Raw genomic sequence first — 16,355 nt, forward strand, 5'->3', positions numbered from 1 at the left:
GCCCCTGATCTTAAAGGTGCAAAGACGCAAGACGCAGAATTTCGTTTTGCGTTGTTGTTTTTGTGTCAACAATCCCGGCAACAAGGCCATTGCTCATTACCAGAATACGATCTGTAATCCCTAACAATTCCGGCATTTCGGAAGAAATGATAATAATCCCCTTCTCTTTTTTCGCCAGTTCCGCAATCAGTTGATAGATTTCAAATTTTGCGCCGACATCAATACCGCGCGTTGGCTCATCCAGCATTAATATTTCTGGCTGCGTTAACAGCCACCGGCCGATAATGACCTTCTGCTGGTTGCCCCCCGAAAGAGAGCCAATTTGCGTGCGATGACCTGGCGTTTTCACGCGCATTGAGTCAATAACCCACTGGGTATCGCTCTTCATGCGGGAATTATCCAGTAAACCGACTTTATTTCTGTAATTGCGGATGTTGGAAATTAAAGAGTTAAAACCAATATCCAGATACGCGTAGATCCCGGTTGAACGACGTTCTTCCGTTACCAGCGCGAAACCGTGATTAATGGCTTCGTTCGCGTTGTGGTTATTAATCTTTTTGCCGTGCAGCGTAATCGTACCCGATGATTTTTCCCGGATACCAAAAAGCGTTTCAACAATATCGGTACGCTTTGCCCCTACCAGACCCGCAATCCCGAGAATTTCCCCTTTATGCAGATCAAAAGAGACGTCGCGGATCGACGGCTGGCGCAGAGACGTCAGGTTACGCACTTCCAGAATGACCTCTCCCGGCTTATTTTGCTTGTCCGGGAAACGCTGGTTCAGGGAACGACCCACCATCATGGCGATGATCTTGTCCATATCCAGCCCTTCCAGCGGCTGCGTCGCAATCCACTGGCCGTCGCGCAAGACGGTGACTTCATCGCACAGCTGGAAAATCTCTTCCATTTTATGCGAGATATACACAATACCGCAGCCGCGCTCTTTCAGTTTGCGAATAATAGTGAACAGATGGTTAACCTCTTTCTCCGTTAATGAAGAGGTCGGCTCATCCATGATCACAATCTTGGCATTGTAGGAAAACGCCTTCGCAATTTCGATCATCTGCATTTGTGAAACGGATAATGTCCCGACACGCGCACGCGGATCGATATCAATATCCAGCTCATCAAATATCGCTTTGGTATCCCGGTACATTTTATCCTGATCGACAAACATACCTTTGGTTGGGTAACGCCCTAACCACATGTTATCCATGACGGAGCGCTGTAACACCAGGTTTAGCTCCTGGTGAACCATCGAAATACCATTCTCCAGAGCTTCTTTGGCAGAATGAAAATCGATCTCTTTCCCCTGAAATAAAATGCTACCGGAATCTTTTTGATAGATCCCAAAAAGGCATTTTAATAATGTTGATTTTCCTGCGCCATTCTCCCCCATTAAGGCGTGAATCGAGTGCGGGCGGACTTTTAAATTAACATTATCAAGTGCCTTTACGCCGGGAAAAGACTTGTTGATGCCGCTCATTTCCAACAAGTATTCGCCTGACGACGGAGTAGTAGTGCTGACCATAATTATACCTTGTTGGCCTCGCAGAGTGCGTTAATAAAGGGCGCAATGTTATTGCGCCCAAAGAAAACGATATACGAATTACTTGTTGGTAAACTCAGCCAGATTGTCTTTATCAACACCTACGTACGGAACGCGAACAATTTTGTTCTCGATTTTCCAGTCGGTGCCGTCAGCCGCGCCTTTACCATCGGCCAGGTTTTTCGCCAGATCAAAGGTGGCTTTCGCCTGGTTGTTGGCATCGTTCAGCACGGTACCTGCCAGCGCGCCGGATTTCACCAGCGCCAGCGCTTCAGGTAACGCATCCACGCCGAATACCGGAACGCTGGTTTTATTGTGCGCTTTCAGCGCTTCTACCGCGCCCATCGCCATTGCGTCGTTATTCGCGATAACCACTTCAATCTTGTTGGCGTTCGGGCCGGACAGCCATGCGTCCATCTTGTCTTTCGCCATTGCGGTATCCCACATTGCGGTATCCATTTGCAGCTGCTCAGTTTTGATGCCTTTGTCGTTCAGCTCTTTGATAACATAAGTGGTACGCGCTTCAGCATCCGGGTGGCCCGGCTCGCCTTTCAGCAGTACGAACTGGATTTGGCCATCTTTGTTCAGATCCCAACCCTGATTAGCCTGCCAGTGTTTAGCGATCAGATCGCCCTGGATGATACCGGATTCTTTGGAGTCAGTGCCGACGTAATAGGCTTTGTCATAGCTATCCAGCGCTTTGCGGGAAGGTTCTTTGTTGAAGAACACAATCGGGACATTCTGACCACGCGCTTTCTCAATTACCGTACCTGCCGCAGCCGGGTCAACCAGGTTGATCGCCAGCGCTTTTACCCCTTTTGCCAACAGCACGTCGATCTGGTCGTTTTGCTTGGACTGATCGTTCTGCGAGTCATTCATCAGCAACTGCACATCAGGCGCCGCCTGGGCGTCTCTTTCGATAGCCTTACGCACGACGGACATAAAGTTATCGTCATATTTATAAATCGTCACACCAATGCGAGTATCAGCAGCGTGCGCAGCCGCGCCAAATAACATGCTTGCCATCACAGCAGACAGAGTTAACGCCTTCTTATTCATGGTATCTCCGGTTTTATTATGCAGGGTAGTACTTGAGAAAAATGCTCGGCAGGGCAGAACGTTAATGAAGTGTTACTGAACGCCGAAGCTCACTGTTAAAAAATCTTTCTTCCGTGCCCGGTAACGCTCCAAAAATATGCTTTAATTGCTGTTTAATGCCCTGACGATGCGTTAAAAGTGATTATTCACCGTTACATAGTATTTACAGTGCTTCAAACGGTGCCATCATAGCTATCGTATTGTTAAGATACTGTGAATTTACTCACATATTGAAAGCGGTTACATCCCCTGACGTTGCTGGTTAGTGATCGGGGCCGCATTCTGTCTTAGCGCAACCGAATGACGACGCACCAGCGTTGGCATAAAACAGTGCGTCGCCGTTGAATCCAGCGTGCCGGCCGCGCCCTGCAACGCCAGTTCCGTTGCCATTTTCGCCATCGAAGCAATGGGATAACGCACCGTGGTCAGCTGCGGGTCGGTGTAACGGGCAATAGGAATATCATCAAAACCGATGATGGAAAGATGTAACGGGATGGCAATGCCATTGTCTTTTAACGCCGTGAGCGCGCCAGCGGCCATGCTGTCGTTATAGGCGAATACGGCGGTCAGTTGCAGGTTTCGCCCCAGCAGTTCCACCATCGCCGCTTCACCGCCCTGCATGTCCGGGGAACCCGTGCCAATCCAGCTTTCTGGCGGTGTAATCCCCTGCTCCTGCAACGCGCTCAGCCACCCTTCTTTACGCATCGTGTCATCTTCAATGCGGTGGCTGGAAGCCAGATAACCAATCCGTTGATGACCATTATTGAGCAGCATGCGGGTCGCCATTTTTGCGCCGCTGATATTGTCCAGGCACACGCAACGGTGGGCATAACCCGGCACAATACGATTGATCAGCACCATGCCTGGGATCTGGTCCATAAACGCTCCCAGCTCCTGGTCACTTAATGCTTTCGAGTGAACAATCAATGCGTTACAGCGCTGTCGAATCAGAACCTCGATGGCATGACGCTCTTTTTCAGCCTCATGATAACTGTTGCCGATCAGCACATATTTGTTGTGCTGTTGGGCAACCACATCCACCGCTTTGACCAGTGCGCCAAAAAACGCATCTGACACGTCCATCACCACCACGCCGATGGTGTCGCTTATCTGCGTCGCCAGCGCTTGCGCATTAGCATTAGGACGGTAACCCAGCAGCGTGACCGCCTTCATTACCGCTTCGCGCGTATCGGGACTGACCAGCGCACTGTTATTCAGCACGCGAGAAACGGTCGCTACGGAAACGCCAGCCTGACGTGCCACATCACGAATGGTTACCATATTCACTACCCTGTTTGAGATTGCCGTTGCTCACAGACACCCTGTGTTTAGCAGGTGGGTATTTTGTCAGCGCTTCGTTCAGGACTACGTGAGTAAGGTCACAGGGCTGGAAACGGTTACATGCGTTTTGTTAATGAATGTGATCCAGATCGTTATCTGGATGTTCCCGATAATGACGTCCCGGAAGCACGGAGGGTTAATTGCCGCCAGAGCCATTCCACCGGCCCTTGCCGATAGAAACGCAGCCAAATCCAGGAGAAAAGCAGGTTCGCCAGCCAGACAGGAATGACGAATATCAGCAGCGTCAGTCGGTCGAATTTCATAAATAAACCGAACTGGTAGAACAGCGTGGTGCAGATCAGCGTCTGCAACAGATAGTTGCTCAACGCCATCCGCCCTACGCAGGCAATGGCAATGACCAGTTTAAAACGGCTGAGCTGCGGCCAGAACCCCAGCATCAACGCGGTGTAACCTATAGTCTGAAACGGCGCGCTCAATTCACGCGGCGCCTGTAGCAGAAAAGCGCACCAGCGATACGCCCAGTCCAGCCGCCACTGTACAATAATGGCCGGAAGGTTAATCAGCACGCCGATGACGACAAGCAATACGCCCGTACGCCGGTAGTGTTGCAGACTGTACTGGCCCTTCAGCCAGCCGCTGCGCATCAGCGCCGCGCCCAGCAGCATCATTCCCGCCAGCTGCCAGCCATACTGCGCCCCCAGCGCCAGCAGACTGTTCGACAGCAGATCGACCCGGTTGCTGACCGCCTCCATGCCGCCGTTAATCTTCCAGTATTTTTCATACAACAGGGCAGAGGCATCCGGCGTCCAGGCGCGGCTGGTTTCACTCGCCGAGATGGACCCTAACAGCAGCAACACGCCAATCCCCGCCAGATAGAGCAAAATACCGGTATTAAATAAACTTTTTACCGACGGCGCGTCGCGCACCAGCCGCCAGCAAATCAGGCCGACAAGGCCATACGCCAGCAGAATGTCGCCATCCCAGAACAGCAAACCGTGGATAAACCCCAGCAGGACGAGCAGCGTCAGACGCGACTGAATCCAGCGTTTGCCGCGCGGCAGCAGCATTTGCAGACCCGCGCCGAATAACAGCGCAAAAAGCGTAAGGAATTTTACCTGCGCGAACAGGTCGAGGATCGCCCACGTCCATGCGTCAGACGCGGTGATCTTGCCATACCAGGCGGGATTAAGGTAAGCCGCCTTTGGCAAGCCAAAGGCGCTGATATTAAGAAGCAGGATACCGAGGATGGCGACGCCACGAATAAAATCCAGCGTGACATTACGCTCCATACTCCCTGCCCTGATCAGTTGTGGTGACGCACGGCGCGCAGGAACTCCTGGCGCGTGTTCTGGCTGGATTTAAACAATCCGCCGAGGGAAGTCGTGGTGGTAGCGCTGGTCGCATCTCGAATGCCGCGCGCTTTCACGCAGTAATGCACAGCGTCGATTGAGACCGCGACGTTATTGGTGCCAAGCAGCGTTTGCAGCGCGGTCAGAATCTGTTGGGTCAAACGCTCCTGAACCTGCGGGCGCTGCGCAAAAAACTGCACAATACGGTTAATCTTCGACAGGCCAATCACCGAATCTTTCGGGATATAGGCCACCGTCGCTTTCCCGTCGATCGTGACGAAATGGTGTTCGCAGGTGCTGGTAAGCGTGATATCGCGCACCGTCACCATTTCATCCACTTTCATCTTGTTTTCAATCACGGTGATCTTCGGGAAATTGGCGTAATCAAGGCCGGAGAAAATCTCATCGACATACATTTTGGCGATGCGATGCGGCGTTTCCATCAGACTGTCATCGCTCAAGTCGAGATTCAGCAACTGCATAATCTCGGTCATATGCCCCGAAATAAGACGTTTGCGCGTTTCGTTATCCATCTCATGCACGGGCGGGCGCAGCGGCGTTTCCAGACCACGCGCAACCAGCGCTTCATGAACCAGGGCCGCTTCTTTACTGAGTGATGACATTTATTCTTCTCCTGCAGGTGTGGCGCCTCTGCCCTGCGTGGGGCAAAGTTTTTAGGCTGTTGGCAGCCCGTTTATTGTGCGTGAGGCGGCGCACATAATCCAGTATTCACAACGATAATTATTGAAATCGCCGCTGCCTTTCATGTCCCGGATTCCCCACGGCGGTTCCGCGCGCTAAATCTGACGGGCCATGACGCCAGGTGTTAATGTAAAGTTGTGTAGATGATGAAGCATGTTAGATAAATGCGGAAGTGAAAGTTACTCACAGCGCAATGAATAATCTGTATTATGGGGAAATTGCACGACTCATTCAGGTTCAACACAAAAGGAGCCACGCATGGATATGCTCGAAGAGCACCGTTGTTTTGAAGGCTGGCAGCAACGCTGGCGACACGACTCCACCACGCTGAATTGCGCCATGACATTCAGCATCTTTCTCCCGCCGCCCCGCAGTACAACGCCGCCTCCGGTGCTGTACTGGTTGTCAGGGTTAACCTGTAATGATGAGAACTTCACCACCAAAGCCGGTGCGCAACGTATTGCCGCCGAACTGGGCATTGTGCTGGTGATGCCGGACACCAGTCCGCGCGGCGAACAGGTCGCCGATGACGAAGGTTATGATTTAGGTAAAGGCGCGGGATTCTATCTCAACGCGACGCAGCAGCCCTGGGCCGCGCATTTCCGCATGTACGACTACCTGCGCGATGAACTCCCGGCGCTGATCCAGTCGCAGTTTAACGTGGGTGAACGTTGCGCGATCAGCGGACATTCAATGGGCGGACACGGCGCATTGATCATGGCGCTGAAGAATCCGGGGAAATACACCAGCGTTTCCGCCTTTGCGCCCATCGTGAATCCGTGCCGCGTACCGTGGGGAGAAAAAGCGTTTACGGCCTATCTGGGGGAAGAGAGATCGGCCTGGGTTGAGTGGGACAGTTGCGCGCTGATGCTCGCCAGCCAGCCGGAACACGCCATTCCAACGCTGATTGATCAAGGCGATAACGATCAGTTCCTCGCCGATCAGTTACAACCGGCGGTACTGGCCGAAGCCGCGCGCCAGAAGGACTGGCCGATGACGTTACGTATTCAACCGGGCTACGACCACAGTTATTACTTTATCGCCTCGTTTATTGAGGATCATCTGCGCTTCCATGCACAGCATCTGCTGAGCTGATCACCAGTACACGGCTTTTTCCAGCGCCGCAATATCGTTATTGTCATCGGCTTGCGGCGCAGACGATTTCCGGTTTAAATCAGCAACCTGCTGGCGAATCTGAAGTCGCCCGGCACTCTCGCTCTCGCTAAAATTGCGCATTTCTGATTCAAACAAAATCGCATCCAGATTGTGCAGTTTATCAAGCGCGCGCAGGAGAGAAATCAGCGTATCAAGGTTCAGGCCAGCGCCTTTCTCAATACGCTTGATCGTCGCGATGCCTACCTGCGCGCGATCGGCAAGCTGCTGTTGCGTCATAGACAGGGAAATCCGCGTTTCCTTGATACGCGCGCAGAGCGACCAGACGATCTCGTCATTATTCATTGTTTGGTATTTCAATGTACTAGCACCTTTTTCTTGGCTGAATTTTTCCGAGGCATCCGTGGTAAGTCTCGCGATATTTTGCGCTCATGTCTTTGCCGGTTTCATACATGGCGGCAATAATTTCATCCAGAGAAATACAGGGCTCGCTGATGCGGCTCATCGCCATCGTCGCCGCATTAATGGCTTTTACGGCAGAGATGGCGTTTCTTTCTATACAGGGAATTTGCACCTGCCCGCCAACCGGATCGCAGGTCAACCCCAGATGGTGCTCCATCGCAATTTCCGCAGCGCTTAATACCTGCCCGACGGATGCGCCCATCAGCTCCGCCAGCCCTGCCGCCGCCATCGAACATGCGACGCCGATTTCCCCCTGGCATCCCACTTCCGATCCTAAAATCGACGCATTCTGTTTAAACAACAGCGCGACGGCACCTGCCGTAAGAAAAAAACGGGTGATAGCGCCCGCGTCCAGCGGACAAACAAACTTATCGTACCAGCTCAGCACCGCCGGAATAATGCCGCTTGCGCCATTCGTCGGCGCCGTGACAATCTGCCCGCCTGCCGCATTCTCTTCACTCACGGCAATAGCAAACACGTTAACCCAGTTCAGTGTTGTCAGAAAATCCGCTGCCAAAGGCTTCATACACAACGATTTATGCAATGCGCAGGCCCGACGCGGGATCTGATAAGGGCCGGGAAGCAGCCCTTCGGTATGCAGGCCACGGTGGACGGCCTGCTTCATAACCTCCCAGACCTGCGTTAAATAGTGCTGTAATGAGGGCTGAGAATGGCTGTTCAGCTCATTTTTCATCATCAGCGCCGCAACGGAAAGCCCGTTGCGTTGGCACAGCGCCTGCAACTGCGCGGCGTTGCGAAAGGCAAAGGGAGAGGCGCGTGTCTGATCTGTCGCCACGGGCGCAGACTCACCGTATTTTCGTACCTGCCCGGCGCCGGTCGAAAACCACGTCTCCTCGTATAACGTAAAGTAATCATCTTTGGCGCGAAAGGTCATCGCATAAGGATGTCCAGGATGCGCATGGTGATTCGCAATAATTTTCACCGCCACTGTCACCGTACTGTTCGCCGGGGCTGGCACGTCAAGCATACCGTCATTTTCCGCACGCCTGATGGCGGTCAGTTGCATACGTAAATCCACCTTCTCCGGCTGATTTCCCAGCAACCCCAGATAAAGCGCGGCATCAACATTGTGGCATTTACGGCTTAACGATAATGCGCCAAACAATTCAATTTCAATATTCCTGAGTAACGGCAGCGTATCCTGCCGTTTTAGCTGCGAAATGAAATTGCAAGCCGCACGCATTGGCCCCACGGTTCTTGAACTGGATGGACCTATCACAATTTTGAATATATCAACGCAACTTTCCATTTTTATATATGTATTCCTAAAAAAAGCGCAGGGTGGGATGGCGATAATATACCGTAATCAACATATTAAAAATGATACTTTTCATGCTTATTCATTATCAGGTATTAAAAACAATACCATTTTATCTTTTCTTTAACATTCATATCTGTGATAGCACGACGCACAAGAAACAAACGCCGCCCATTATAATAAAGCGCAATGTAAAGGAGCAACATGATGGCAATAACTTACTTCGTCACATCAACAAACACAGAGCAACTTCAGGCGTGGTTATATAATGATTTTCTTCGTTCTCACGCAATACAATGTCATTATTTATTAGAGCGTCGGCATCTGGCATTAATCAATAAGGATTATTTAAAACTTACGCTACCCGATGAAATGCTGACGCAGGTTATTTATCAGAAATTACGCGCTGCATCACTGCAATTGCAGTTTGATTTTTTTGTCAAATCTCAGAGCATCCCCACAAAGGGACTGATTGCATTTGATATGGACTCAACGTTTATTGAAGAGGAAGGCGTGGATGAAATCGCTCATACGCTTGGCATCTCTGCGCAAATCGCGGAGATGACCCAACAGGCGATGGAAGGGAAAGTAGATTTCGACACCAGTTTTACCCGCCGTATTCGCATGTTAAAAGGCACGCACTGTGATGTCCTCAATGCCGTTTGCGATCGAATGACGATTTCCCCCGGCCTTGCCGCTATGTTGCCGGTACTGAAAAACAAAGGGTTTAAAACGGCCATTATTTCCGGTGGTCTGGATATTTTCACTCAACGACTGAAAGAAAAGTATCAGCTCGACTACGCCTTTTCCAACACGGTTGAAATAAAAGATAACGTCCTGACGGACAATATTACCCTCCCGATCATGAATGCCGGAAAAAAACGGCAAACGCTCTCTGCGCTGGCAACACAACTCAACCTCGCTGTACACAACATTATTGCCTGCGGCGACGGCGCAAACGATCTGCCGATGCTAACGTACGCGGGAACCGGTATCGCGTGGCGGGCAAAACCCGTTGTCAGAGAAACAATCCATCACCAGATTAATTTTCATGGATTCGAATCACTTCTGTTCTTTATTGAAGATGAATTATAACCACATTTCCGTCGCCGGAAGGGAAACTCACGATGAACATAAAAGCATTTATTTTCAGTCAGGCCGATCGGCCTGTTATGAACGCGAAAAAAGAGATTGATCATACTTATAAAAAATTTCGCACAGAGATCATCACCTCGGTATTTATCTCTTATGCCGTATTCTATCTGACCCGTAAAAACTTTTCTGCTGCGATGCCAGCCATGCTGGCGGATACGTCGCTAACCGCAGAAGATTTCGCCATCATGTCCTCCATTTTTTACATTCTTTATGGTTCCATGAAGTTTGTTGGCGGCATGCTGGTTGATAAAATTAACCCTAAAGCCATGACCGGCCCGGTGCTGATTGGCGTCGGCATCGTCAATATTCTCTTTGGCTTTTCCGATAGCGTCGCGGCGTTCTACGTATTGTACAGCCTCAATGCGATTCTCCAGGGCACCAGCTTCCCGCCAATGGCGAAAATTATGGCCTCCTGGTTCTCAAAAAACGAACGCGGGCGCTGGTGGGCAATCGTTGAAGCAGCGCATAACATTGGCGGCAGCCTTGCCCCGCTGCTCACCAGCTTCGCCATTGCCTTTAGCGGCAGCTGGAAAATGGGCTTCTATGTCCCTGGAGTCATTTCCCTTCTGATGGGGGTTGTCGCGCTGTTTACGATTCAGGATCGTCCCGGCACCCTCGGGCTACCCAATGTCGGCGAATGGCGTAACGATCCTACCGAGCTTGCACAGGTAAAAGCCAGCCCGGTCAATCTGAGCTTCTGGCAGGTGTTCGTTAAATACATTCTGACCAACCCACTGGTATGGATCATCATCGTGGGCGATATGTCCGTGTATATTGCGCGCACTATTCTCAATGACTGGCCGCAAATCTATTACTCGCAGGTACACGGCTGGAGCCTGATTAAAGCAAACTCCATTATCTCGTGGTTCGAAGCTGGCGGGCTGGCAGGGGGACTGCTGGCCGGATATTTGTCAGACTTTATGTTTAAAAGCAACCGCTGGATGACGGGGTTAATTTTCGCCTTAATGCTCTGCGTATGCATCGTGCTTATTCCACTGGTGCAGGATACCTCTTACACCATCACCGCCGTACTTTTCACCATCATGGGATTTGCACTGTACGGGCCGCATATGCTTTTTGCCGTCGGCTGCCTGGACGTTACTCACAAAGATGCTGCGGGTTCTATTACCGGTTTCCGGGGATTATTCAGTTATGTTGGCGCGGCAATGGCCGGCGTACCGGTCATTCTGGTGAAAAATAGCTGGGAATGGTCTGGCGTCTATATTTACGCCTTCATCGCTATTTTATTAACCACGCTCTCCCTGGCGCTACTTTCTCGCCTCCATCGTCTGTAAGAAACGATAATCTATTGCCATAACGTAACAACGGAGGGTATCTGCCCTCCTTTTCATCCTTCATTTCTCCATTTTTTCTTCAATATTTCCTCACATTTACGATCCGTCATCTTATTGATTTGAAATCCCTTTCCGTGAAAAACAAATAAACACAAATGATTTCAATTATCATTTGTGTTTACAAATATTCATTCTTTTGTACAATTCGTCCCGCTTATTCACCGCAAAGAGTACTTAAAAGACAAATACATACCGTTGTCATGGCCTTTTTTCATGGCTCGCAGTTTTACTCATTTAATGGAATGACAAAAATGACCATACCTCACGTTAAGGCTATCGCTGCCGCAGTATGCGCAGCGTGTCTCCCATCGCTCGTCTATGCTGCCGATCAGGACACCGTCGTTGTAACCGCCACGGGATTTGAGCAGAAAATCCAGAACGCCCCCGCGTCTATCTCCGTTATCACCAAACAGCAGATCGAAGACAAAGCCTATCGCGATGTCACCGATGCGCTGAAAGATGTGCCCGGAGTCGTTGTTACCGGCGGCGGCAGCAGTAGCGATATCAGCATCCGCGGGATGGCTTCGCAATACACGCTGTTCCTGGTCAACGGTAAGCGCATCAGCACACGCGGCACGCGTCCGAACAGCGATAACTCCGGGATCGAGCAAGGCTGGCTGCCGCCGCTGGAATCGATCGAGCGTATTGAAGTTATTCGCGGGCCAATGTCATCGCTTTACGGTTCAGATGCGATGGGCGGCGTCATTAACGTGATCACCAAAAAAGTGTCCAACACGAAAGGCTGGACCGGCTCCCTGCATGGCGACGCCACCTTCCAGGAAGACAGGGACTCCGGTGATTTGTACCAGACCAACGCTTATGCGTCCGGCCCGCTGATTGACGGATTGCTGGGAGCGAAAGTGACCGGGCTGCTCTCTCGCCGTGCGGAAGACAAAATCGTCAATGGCTACAACGAGCAGCGCCTGCGCAACGGGGCTTTAACGCTTAACTTTACGCCGGATGATAAAAACGATTTTGACTTCGACATCGCGCGTGAATTGCAGGATCGCGACAGTACGCCAGGCAAGTCAATGGCAGAAGAAAGCTGCCGCAACGGTAGCTGTAAGCCAAACAGCAAAAGCGAAAACCGCTATGAGCACACCACCTATTCCTTAACCCACAGCGGTTATTACGACGACTTCAACACCACCAGCTACATTCAGCAGGAAGAGACCAACAACCCTGGTCGCCAGATGAAGTCTTACAACACCATCTTTAATAACCAGAACCAGATCTTCCTCGGCGCGCATACCCTGACATTAGGTGGGCAGTATCGTTACGAGAAACTGAGCGATAACGGCAACCAGTTAAAAGCCTATGAAGACGTGAACAAGCTGACCCGCTGGAGCTGGGCGCTGTTTGCTGAAGATGAGTGGGCGATGACCGACAGCTTTACGCTGACCGGCGGTATCCGTATGGATAAAGATGAAAACTATGGCGACAACTGGACGCCGCGTGGCTATGGCGTATGGCATCTTACCGATCAGTGGACCTTAAAAGGCGGCGTCTCTGCGGGCTACCGCGCACCGGATCTGCGCCAGTCCTCCCCGACCTGGGGACAGATTACCGGCGGCGGTCGTCTGAACGGTATTATTGTCGGTAACGCAGACCTGAAACCAGAAAAGAGCCTGAGCGAAGAGTTGGGCCTGCTGTGGGATAACGGAGATAACCTTAACGCTGGCGTGACGCTGTTCAATACCGACTTCAAAGATAAGATAACTGAAGTGCGCCGCTGCAACAGCAGTTCAGATCCGGCCTGTACTATTGGTGGTGAGAAATACGACTTTGTCAGCGATCGCGTCAACGTTGATAAAGCCAATATGCGCGGCGTGGAGTCCACCTTTGGCTGGAAGATCACCCGCGATCTCAACTGGACGGCGAACTACACCTATACCGAATCTGAGCAGAAAAGCGGCCAGTTCTCTGGCAAGCCGTTGAATAAAATGCCGAAGCATATGTTCAACACCACGCTGGACTGGCAGGCAACGCAGGATGTTGGCTTCTGGAGCCGTCTGAACTTCCGCGGCAAGACCTCCGAATACCTGAGCCGTACTTCAATGGCCCAGGGAACGCCGTCTTATACGCAGGTTGATGTTGGTGTGCGTTATTACGCGTACAAAAATCTGCTGTTAACTGCGGGCGTGTATAACGTTCTGGACAAACAGATCGATTACGAGACTTACGATACCATTCTCGACGGTCGTCGTTACACGGTTGGCCTGACTTATAACTTCTAAGTTCAGTACAACAAAAAGCCCCGGCATGATGAATGCCGGGGCTTTTTTATTTTACCTGCCGGATGGCGGCGTAAACGCCTTATCCGGCCTACAAATGTTGCTCCTGTAGGCCTGATAAGCGCAGCGCCATCAGGCACCAGGTTATTTCTTCACACGCTCCGGGAAGTGCATTTCACTGTAGCGAACAAAGTGCGTTCCCTTTGTCAGCTTGTAGCCAAACCAGATAGCCAGGAACAGCGGAATCCCGATATAGGTTGCCGCTACGCCGCCCCAGTCAATGGTGTCTTTCAGGAAGGCTTCATAGTTCTGACCCAGCGTGATGGTCAGACACAGCACAAACGCAAAGATCGGCCCCAGCGGGAAGAATCCAGAACGGTACGGCAGATCTTTCACATCGTTACCCTGCAACACATAGCCACGGCGGAAACGATAATGGCTGATGGCAATCCCCAGCCAGGCGATAAAGCCCGTCATCCCGGAGGTATTCAGCAGCCACAGGTATACCGTCTGGTTGCCAAACATCGACGTCAGGAAGCAAAGCCCCGCGATTACCGTCGTCGCATACAGCGCGTTACGCGGAACGCCGCCGCGTGACAGCTGCGCGAAAATACGCGGCGCTTTACCGTCACAGGCCAGGGTATAGAGCATACGGGTAGACGCGTACATCCCGGAGTTACCCGCCGACAGCACCGCCGTCAGGATAACCGCGTTCATTACCGCCGCAGCGGAAAGCAGACCCGCATGCTGGAACACCAGAGTGAACGGGCTGACGCTGATGTCTTTCACATCGTTACGCAGCAGGCTCGGGTCGGTATACGGGATAATCAGGCTGATAATCAGGATCGCGAACACATAGAACAGCAGGATACGCCAGAATACCTGACGCACCGCGCGCGGAATGTTTTTCTCTGGATCTTCAGACTCACCCGCCGCGATACCAATCAGTTCCGTCCCCTGGAAGGAGAAGCCGACAATCATCGCCACGCCAATCATCGCCGCAAAACCCCCGGCAAACGGCGCATCGCCGGTCGTCCAGTTGCTCCAGCCCACTGGCTGCGCCCCTTTGAAGATGCCGACGATCATCATGACGCCCACGATGATAAAGATAATGACGGTCGCCACTTTGATCAGCGAGAACCAGTATTCTGCTTCGCCAAAGCCTCTGACCGAGATGTAGTTCAGCAGGAAGATCACGCCGAGGAACAGCGCACTCCAGATCCAACCCGGCGTATCCGGGAACCACCAGTTCATCACCAGCTGTGCGGCCACGAGGTCTACGGCGATGGTCACCGCCCAGTTGTACCAGTAGTTCCAGCCGAGCGCGAAGCCAAAGCCTTCTTCAACATAGTTCTGACCGTAAGTCGCAAATGAACCAGATACCGGCATATACGCCGCCAGTTCGCCGAGACTGGTCATCAGGAAGTAGACCATCAGACCGATCAGGATATAAGAAAACAGCGCGCCGCCTGGACCCGCCGCAGAAATGGTTGCACCAGATGCAACGAAAAGACCCGTACCGATGGAACCGCCAATGGCGATCATTGTCAGGTGACGCGCCTTTAATTCGCGACGTAACGCGGGCGCTTCTGTGGTTTTAGTTTCGGAAACCATGTGAAAATGCTATCCATCCAAAAAATGAGGCGCGATTGTAGCAGACGAAACGCCATCCTTCCGGCACAAATGCGCAGTTATAAGAGACCTTCATGACTGGCCGCGGATTATAAGTAAAGTGTAGATCGGATAGACGTTAAGACATTCGCCTGATGGCGCTACGCTTATCAGGCCTACAGGATCGACATTTGTAGGCCGGATAAAGCGTTGAGTTTGTAGGCCGGATAAGGCGTTTACGCCGCCATCCGGCAAAGGACGCTTATTCGCAGTAGCGCAGAAAACGCTGTAAGGCATTGGAAAGGTGTTTCTGACGATGGTGGATTCGCCACAGGGTTCGCACCAGGCGCGGCAAAGGCACCGCGATTTCACTCAACGTTCCCGCCTGAAGCTGTTCCTCAATAACCCGCCGCGACAGGCAACTGATGCCCAGACCATGACGCACGGCGTGTTTGATCGCTTCGGAGTTACCCAGCTCCATCGCCATTTCGAATTTTGGCAAGTGCGAAAGCAACAGGTAGTCAACAATCTCACGCGTACCGGAACCGCGCTCGCGCAGTATCCAGGGCGCGGCGGCAAGCTGTTCAAGCGTTACCGGCCCTTGCGCCAACGGCGAGGACGGTGCGGCAAACACCACCAGCTCATCGTCCAGCCACGGCTCAGAAATAATCTCAGTATTGTGGCACGGGCCTTCAATCAGGCCGATATCCACCCGAAAATCGAGCACCGCCGTAATGACATCCTGGCTGTTGCCCACGCTAAGTTCCAGCGGCAGATCGGGAAAGTCCTTCCTGTAACGGGCAATGACCGCAGGCAGGATGTAATTACCGATGGTGCTACTGGCATAAACGCGGATTGCGCCGTTGTCTTCCCGAAACAGTTGCTCAATTTCGACAGCCTGCTCCAGCAGCGCCAGCGCGCGCGGGTACAGCAAGCGCCCGTGTTCATTGACCACCAGCCGTTTTCCGACGCGGTCAAATAGCTGTACGCCAAGCTGACCTTCCAGATCGGTCAATGCCGCGCTTACGGCCGACTGCGACAGCGACAGCATGACAGATGCCTGGGTCGTCGAGCCGCTTTTTAGCACCTCAGTAAAAACTTCTAGTTGTCGTAGCGTGATATGCATTGTTGTTTTCCACTGGCAGG

13 protein-coding genes are annotated in these 16,355 nt (G+C 51.9%); 4 read left to right on the plus strand and 9 right to left on the minus strand.

Annotated elements, in window-relative coordinates:
* Nucleotides 1-10 precede the first annotated feature (10 nt).
* The 5 genes from mglA to folE form a co-directional block, all read right to left on the minus strand.
* Complete coding sequence (gene mglA, locus OGV50_RS02265; RefSeq protein WP_047462502.1) at nt 11-1,531, minus strand: galactose/methyl galactoside ABC transporter ATP-binding protein MglA; 1,521 nt, start codon at nt 1,529-1,531, stop codon at nt 11-13.
* 78 nt (nt 1,532-1,609) lie between these two features.
* Entirely contained in the window at nt 1,610-2,608 is a 999-nt protein-coding gene (gene mglB, locus OGV50_RS02270; protein WP_012131619.1) for a galactose/glucose ABC transporter substrate-binding protein MglB, read from the minus strand.
* Nucleotides 2,609-2,887: 279 nt separating this feature from the next.
* Complete coding sequence (galS, locus tag OGV50_RS02275) at nt 2,888-3,928, minus strand: HTH-type transcriptional regulator GalS (protein WP_012131618.1); 1,041 nt, start codon at nt 3,926-3,928, stop codon at nt 2,888-2,890.
* A gap of 152 nt (nt 3,929-4,080) precedes the next feature.
* Nucleotides 4,081-5,238, minus strand: coding sequence for a DUF418 domain-containing protein YeiB (yeiB, locus tag OGV50_RS02280; RefSeq protein WP_286488268.1), 1,158 nt, complete (start codon nt 5,236-5,238; stop codon nt 4,081-4,083).
* Nucleotides 5,239-5,252: 14 nt separating this feature from the next.
* Nucleotides 5,253-5,921 (minus strand): GTP cyclohydrolase I FolE, encoded by a 669-nt coding sequence (gene folE / locus OGV50_RS02285; RefSeq protein WP_012131616.1) that lies wholly within the window; start codon nt 5,919-5,921, stop codon nt 5,253-5,255.
* Nucleotides 5,922-6,258: 337 nt separating this feature from the next.
* Here folE and fghA point away from each other — a divergent pair, with 337 nt between their 5' ends.
* Nucleotides 6,259-7,095, plus strand: coding sequence for an S-formylglutathione hydrolase (gene fghA / locus OGV50_RS02290; protein WP_047462493.1), 837 nt, complete (start codon nt 6,259-6,261; stop codon nt 7,093-7,095).
* Here the strand turns inward: fghA and OGV50_RS02295 are convergent, their stop codons facing one another.
* Together OGV50_RS02295 and OGV50_RS02300 are read right to left on the minus strand one after the other, a co-directional pair.
* Nucleotides 7,096-7,473 (minus strand): helix-turn-helix transcriptional regulator, encoded by a 378-nt coding sequence (locus OGV50_RS02295; protein ID WP_024130176.1) that lies wholly within the window; start codon nt 7,471-7,473, stop codon nt 7,096-7,098.
* A gap of 4 nt (nt 7,474-7,477) precedes the next feature.
* On the minus strand, nt 7,478-8,845 hold the full coding sequence (locus tag OGV50_RS02300; RefSeq protein ID WP_286488269.1) for an L-serine ammonia-lyase: 1,368 nt from the start codon (nt 8,843-8,845) through the stop codon (nt 7,478-7,480).
* Between the two features lie 216 nt (nt 8,846-9,061).
* On the opposite strand from OGV50_RS02300, the gene serB reads away from it, so the two are divergent.
* The 3 genes from serB (at nt 9,062) to OGV50_RS02315 (ending at nt 13,601) form a co-directional block, all read left to right on the plus strand.
* Entirely contained in the window at nt 9,062-9,949 is an 888-nt protein-coding gene (serB, locus tag OGV50_RS02305) for a phosphoserine phosphatase SerB (RefSeq protein WP_286488275.1), read from the plus strand.
* A gap of 32 nt (nt 9,950-9,981) precedes the next feature.
* Nucleotides 9,982-11,304 (plus strand): MFS transporter, encoded by a 1,323-nt coding sequence (locus OGV50_RS02310; RefSeq protein WP_012131609.1) that lies wholly within the window; start codon nt 9,982-9,984, stop codon nt 11,302-11,304.
* A 311-nt stretch (nt 11,305-11,615) separates the two neighbouring features.
* Nucleotides 11,616-13,601, plus strand: a complete 1,986-nt coding sequence (locus tag OGV50_RS02315; protein WP_024130173.1) for a ligand-gated channel protein — start codon at nt 11,616-11,618, stop codon at nt 13,599-13,601.
* 141 nt (nt 13,602-13,742) lie between these two features.
* Here the strand turns inward: OGV50_RS02315 and lysP are convergent, their stop codons facing one another.
* Together lysP and yieE are read right to left on the minus strand one after the other, a co-directional pair.
* On the minus strand, nt 13,743-15,212 hold the full coding sequence (lysP, locus tag OGV50_RS02320; protein ID WP_012131607.1) for a lysine-specific permease: 1,470 nt from the start codon (nt 15,210-15,212) through the stop codon (nt 13,743-13,745).
* A 259-nt stretch (nt 15,213-15,471) separates the two neighbouring features.
* Entirely contained in the window at nt 15,472-16,335 is an 864-nt protein-coding gene (yieE, locus tag OGV50_RS02325) for a DNA-binding transcriptional regulator YeiE (RefSeq protein WP_012131605.1), read from the minus strand.
* Nucleotides 16,336-16,355: the final 20 nt, after the last annotated feature.

Origin of the sequence: Citrobacter sp. CK180 (genome assembly GCF_030333655.1) — a bacterium.
Classification (GTDB): Bacteria; Pseudomonadota; Gammaproteobacteria; order Enterobacterales; family Enterobacteriaceae; genus Citrobacter_B; species Citrobacter_B koseri.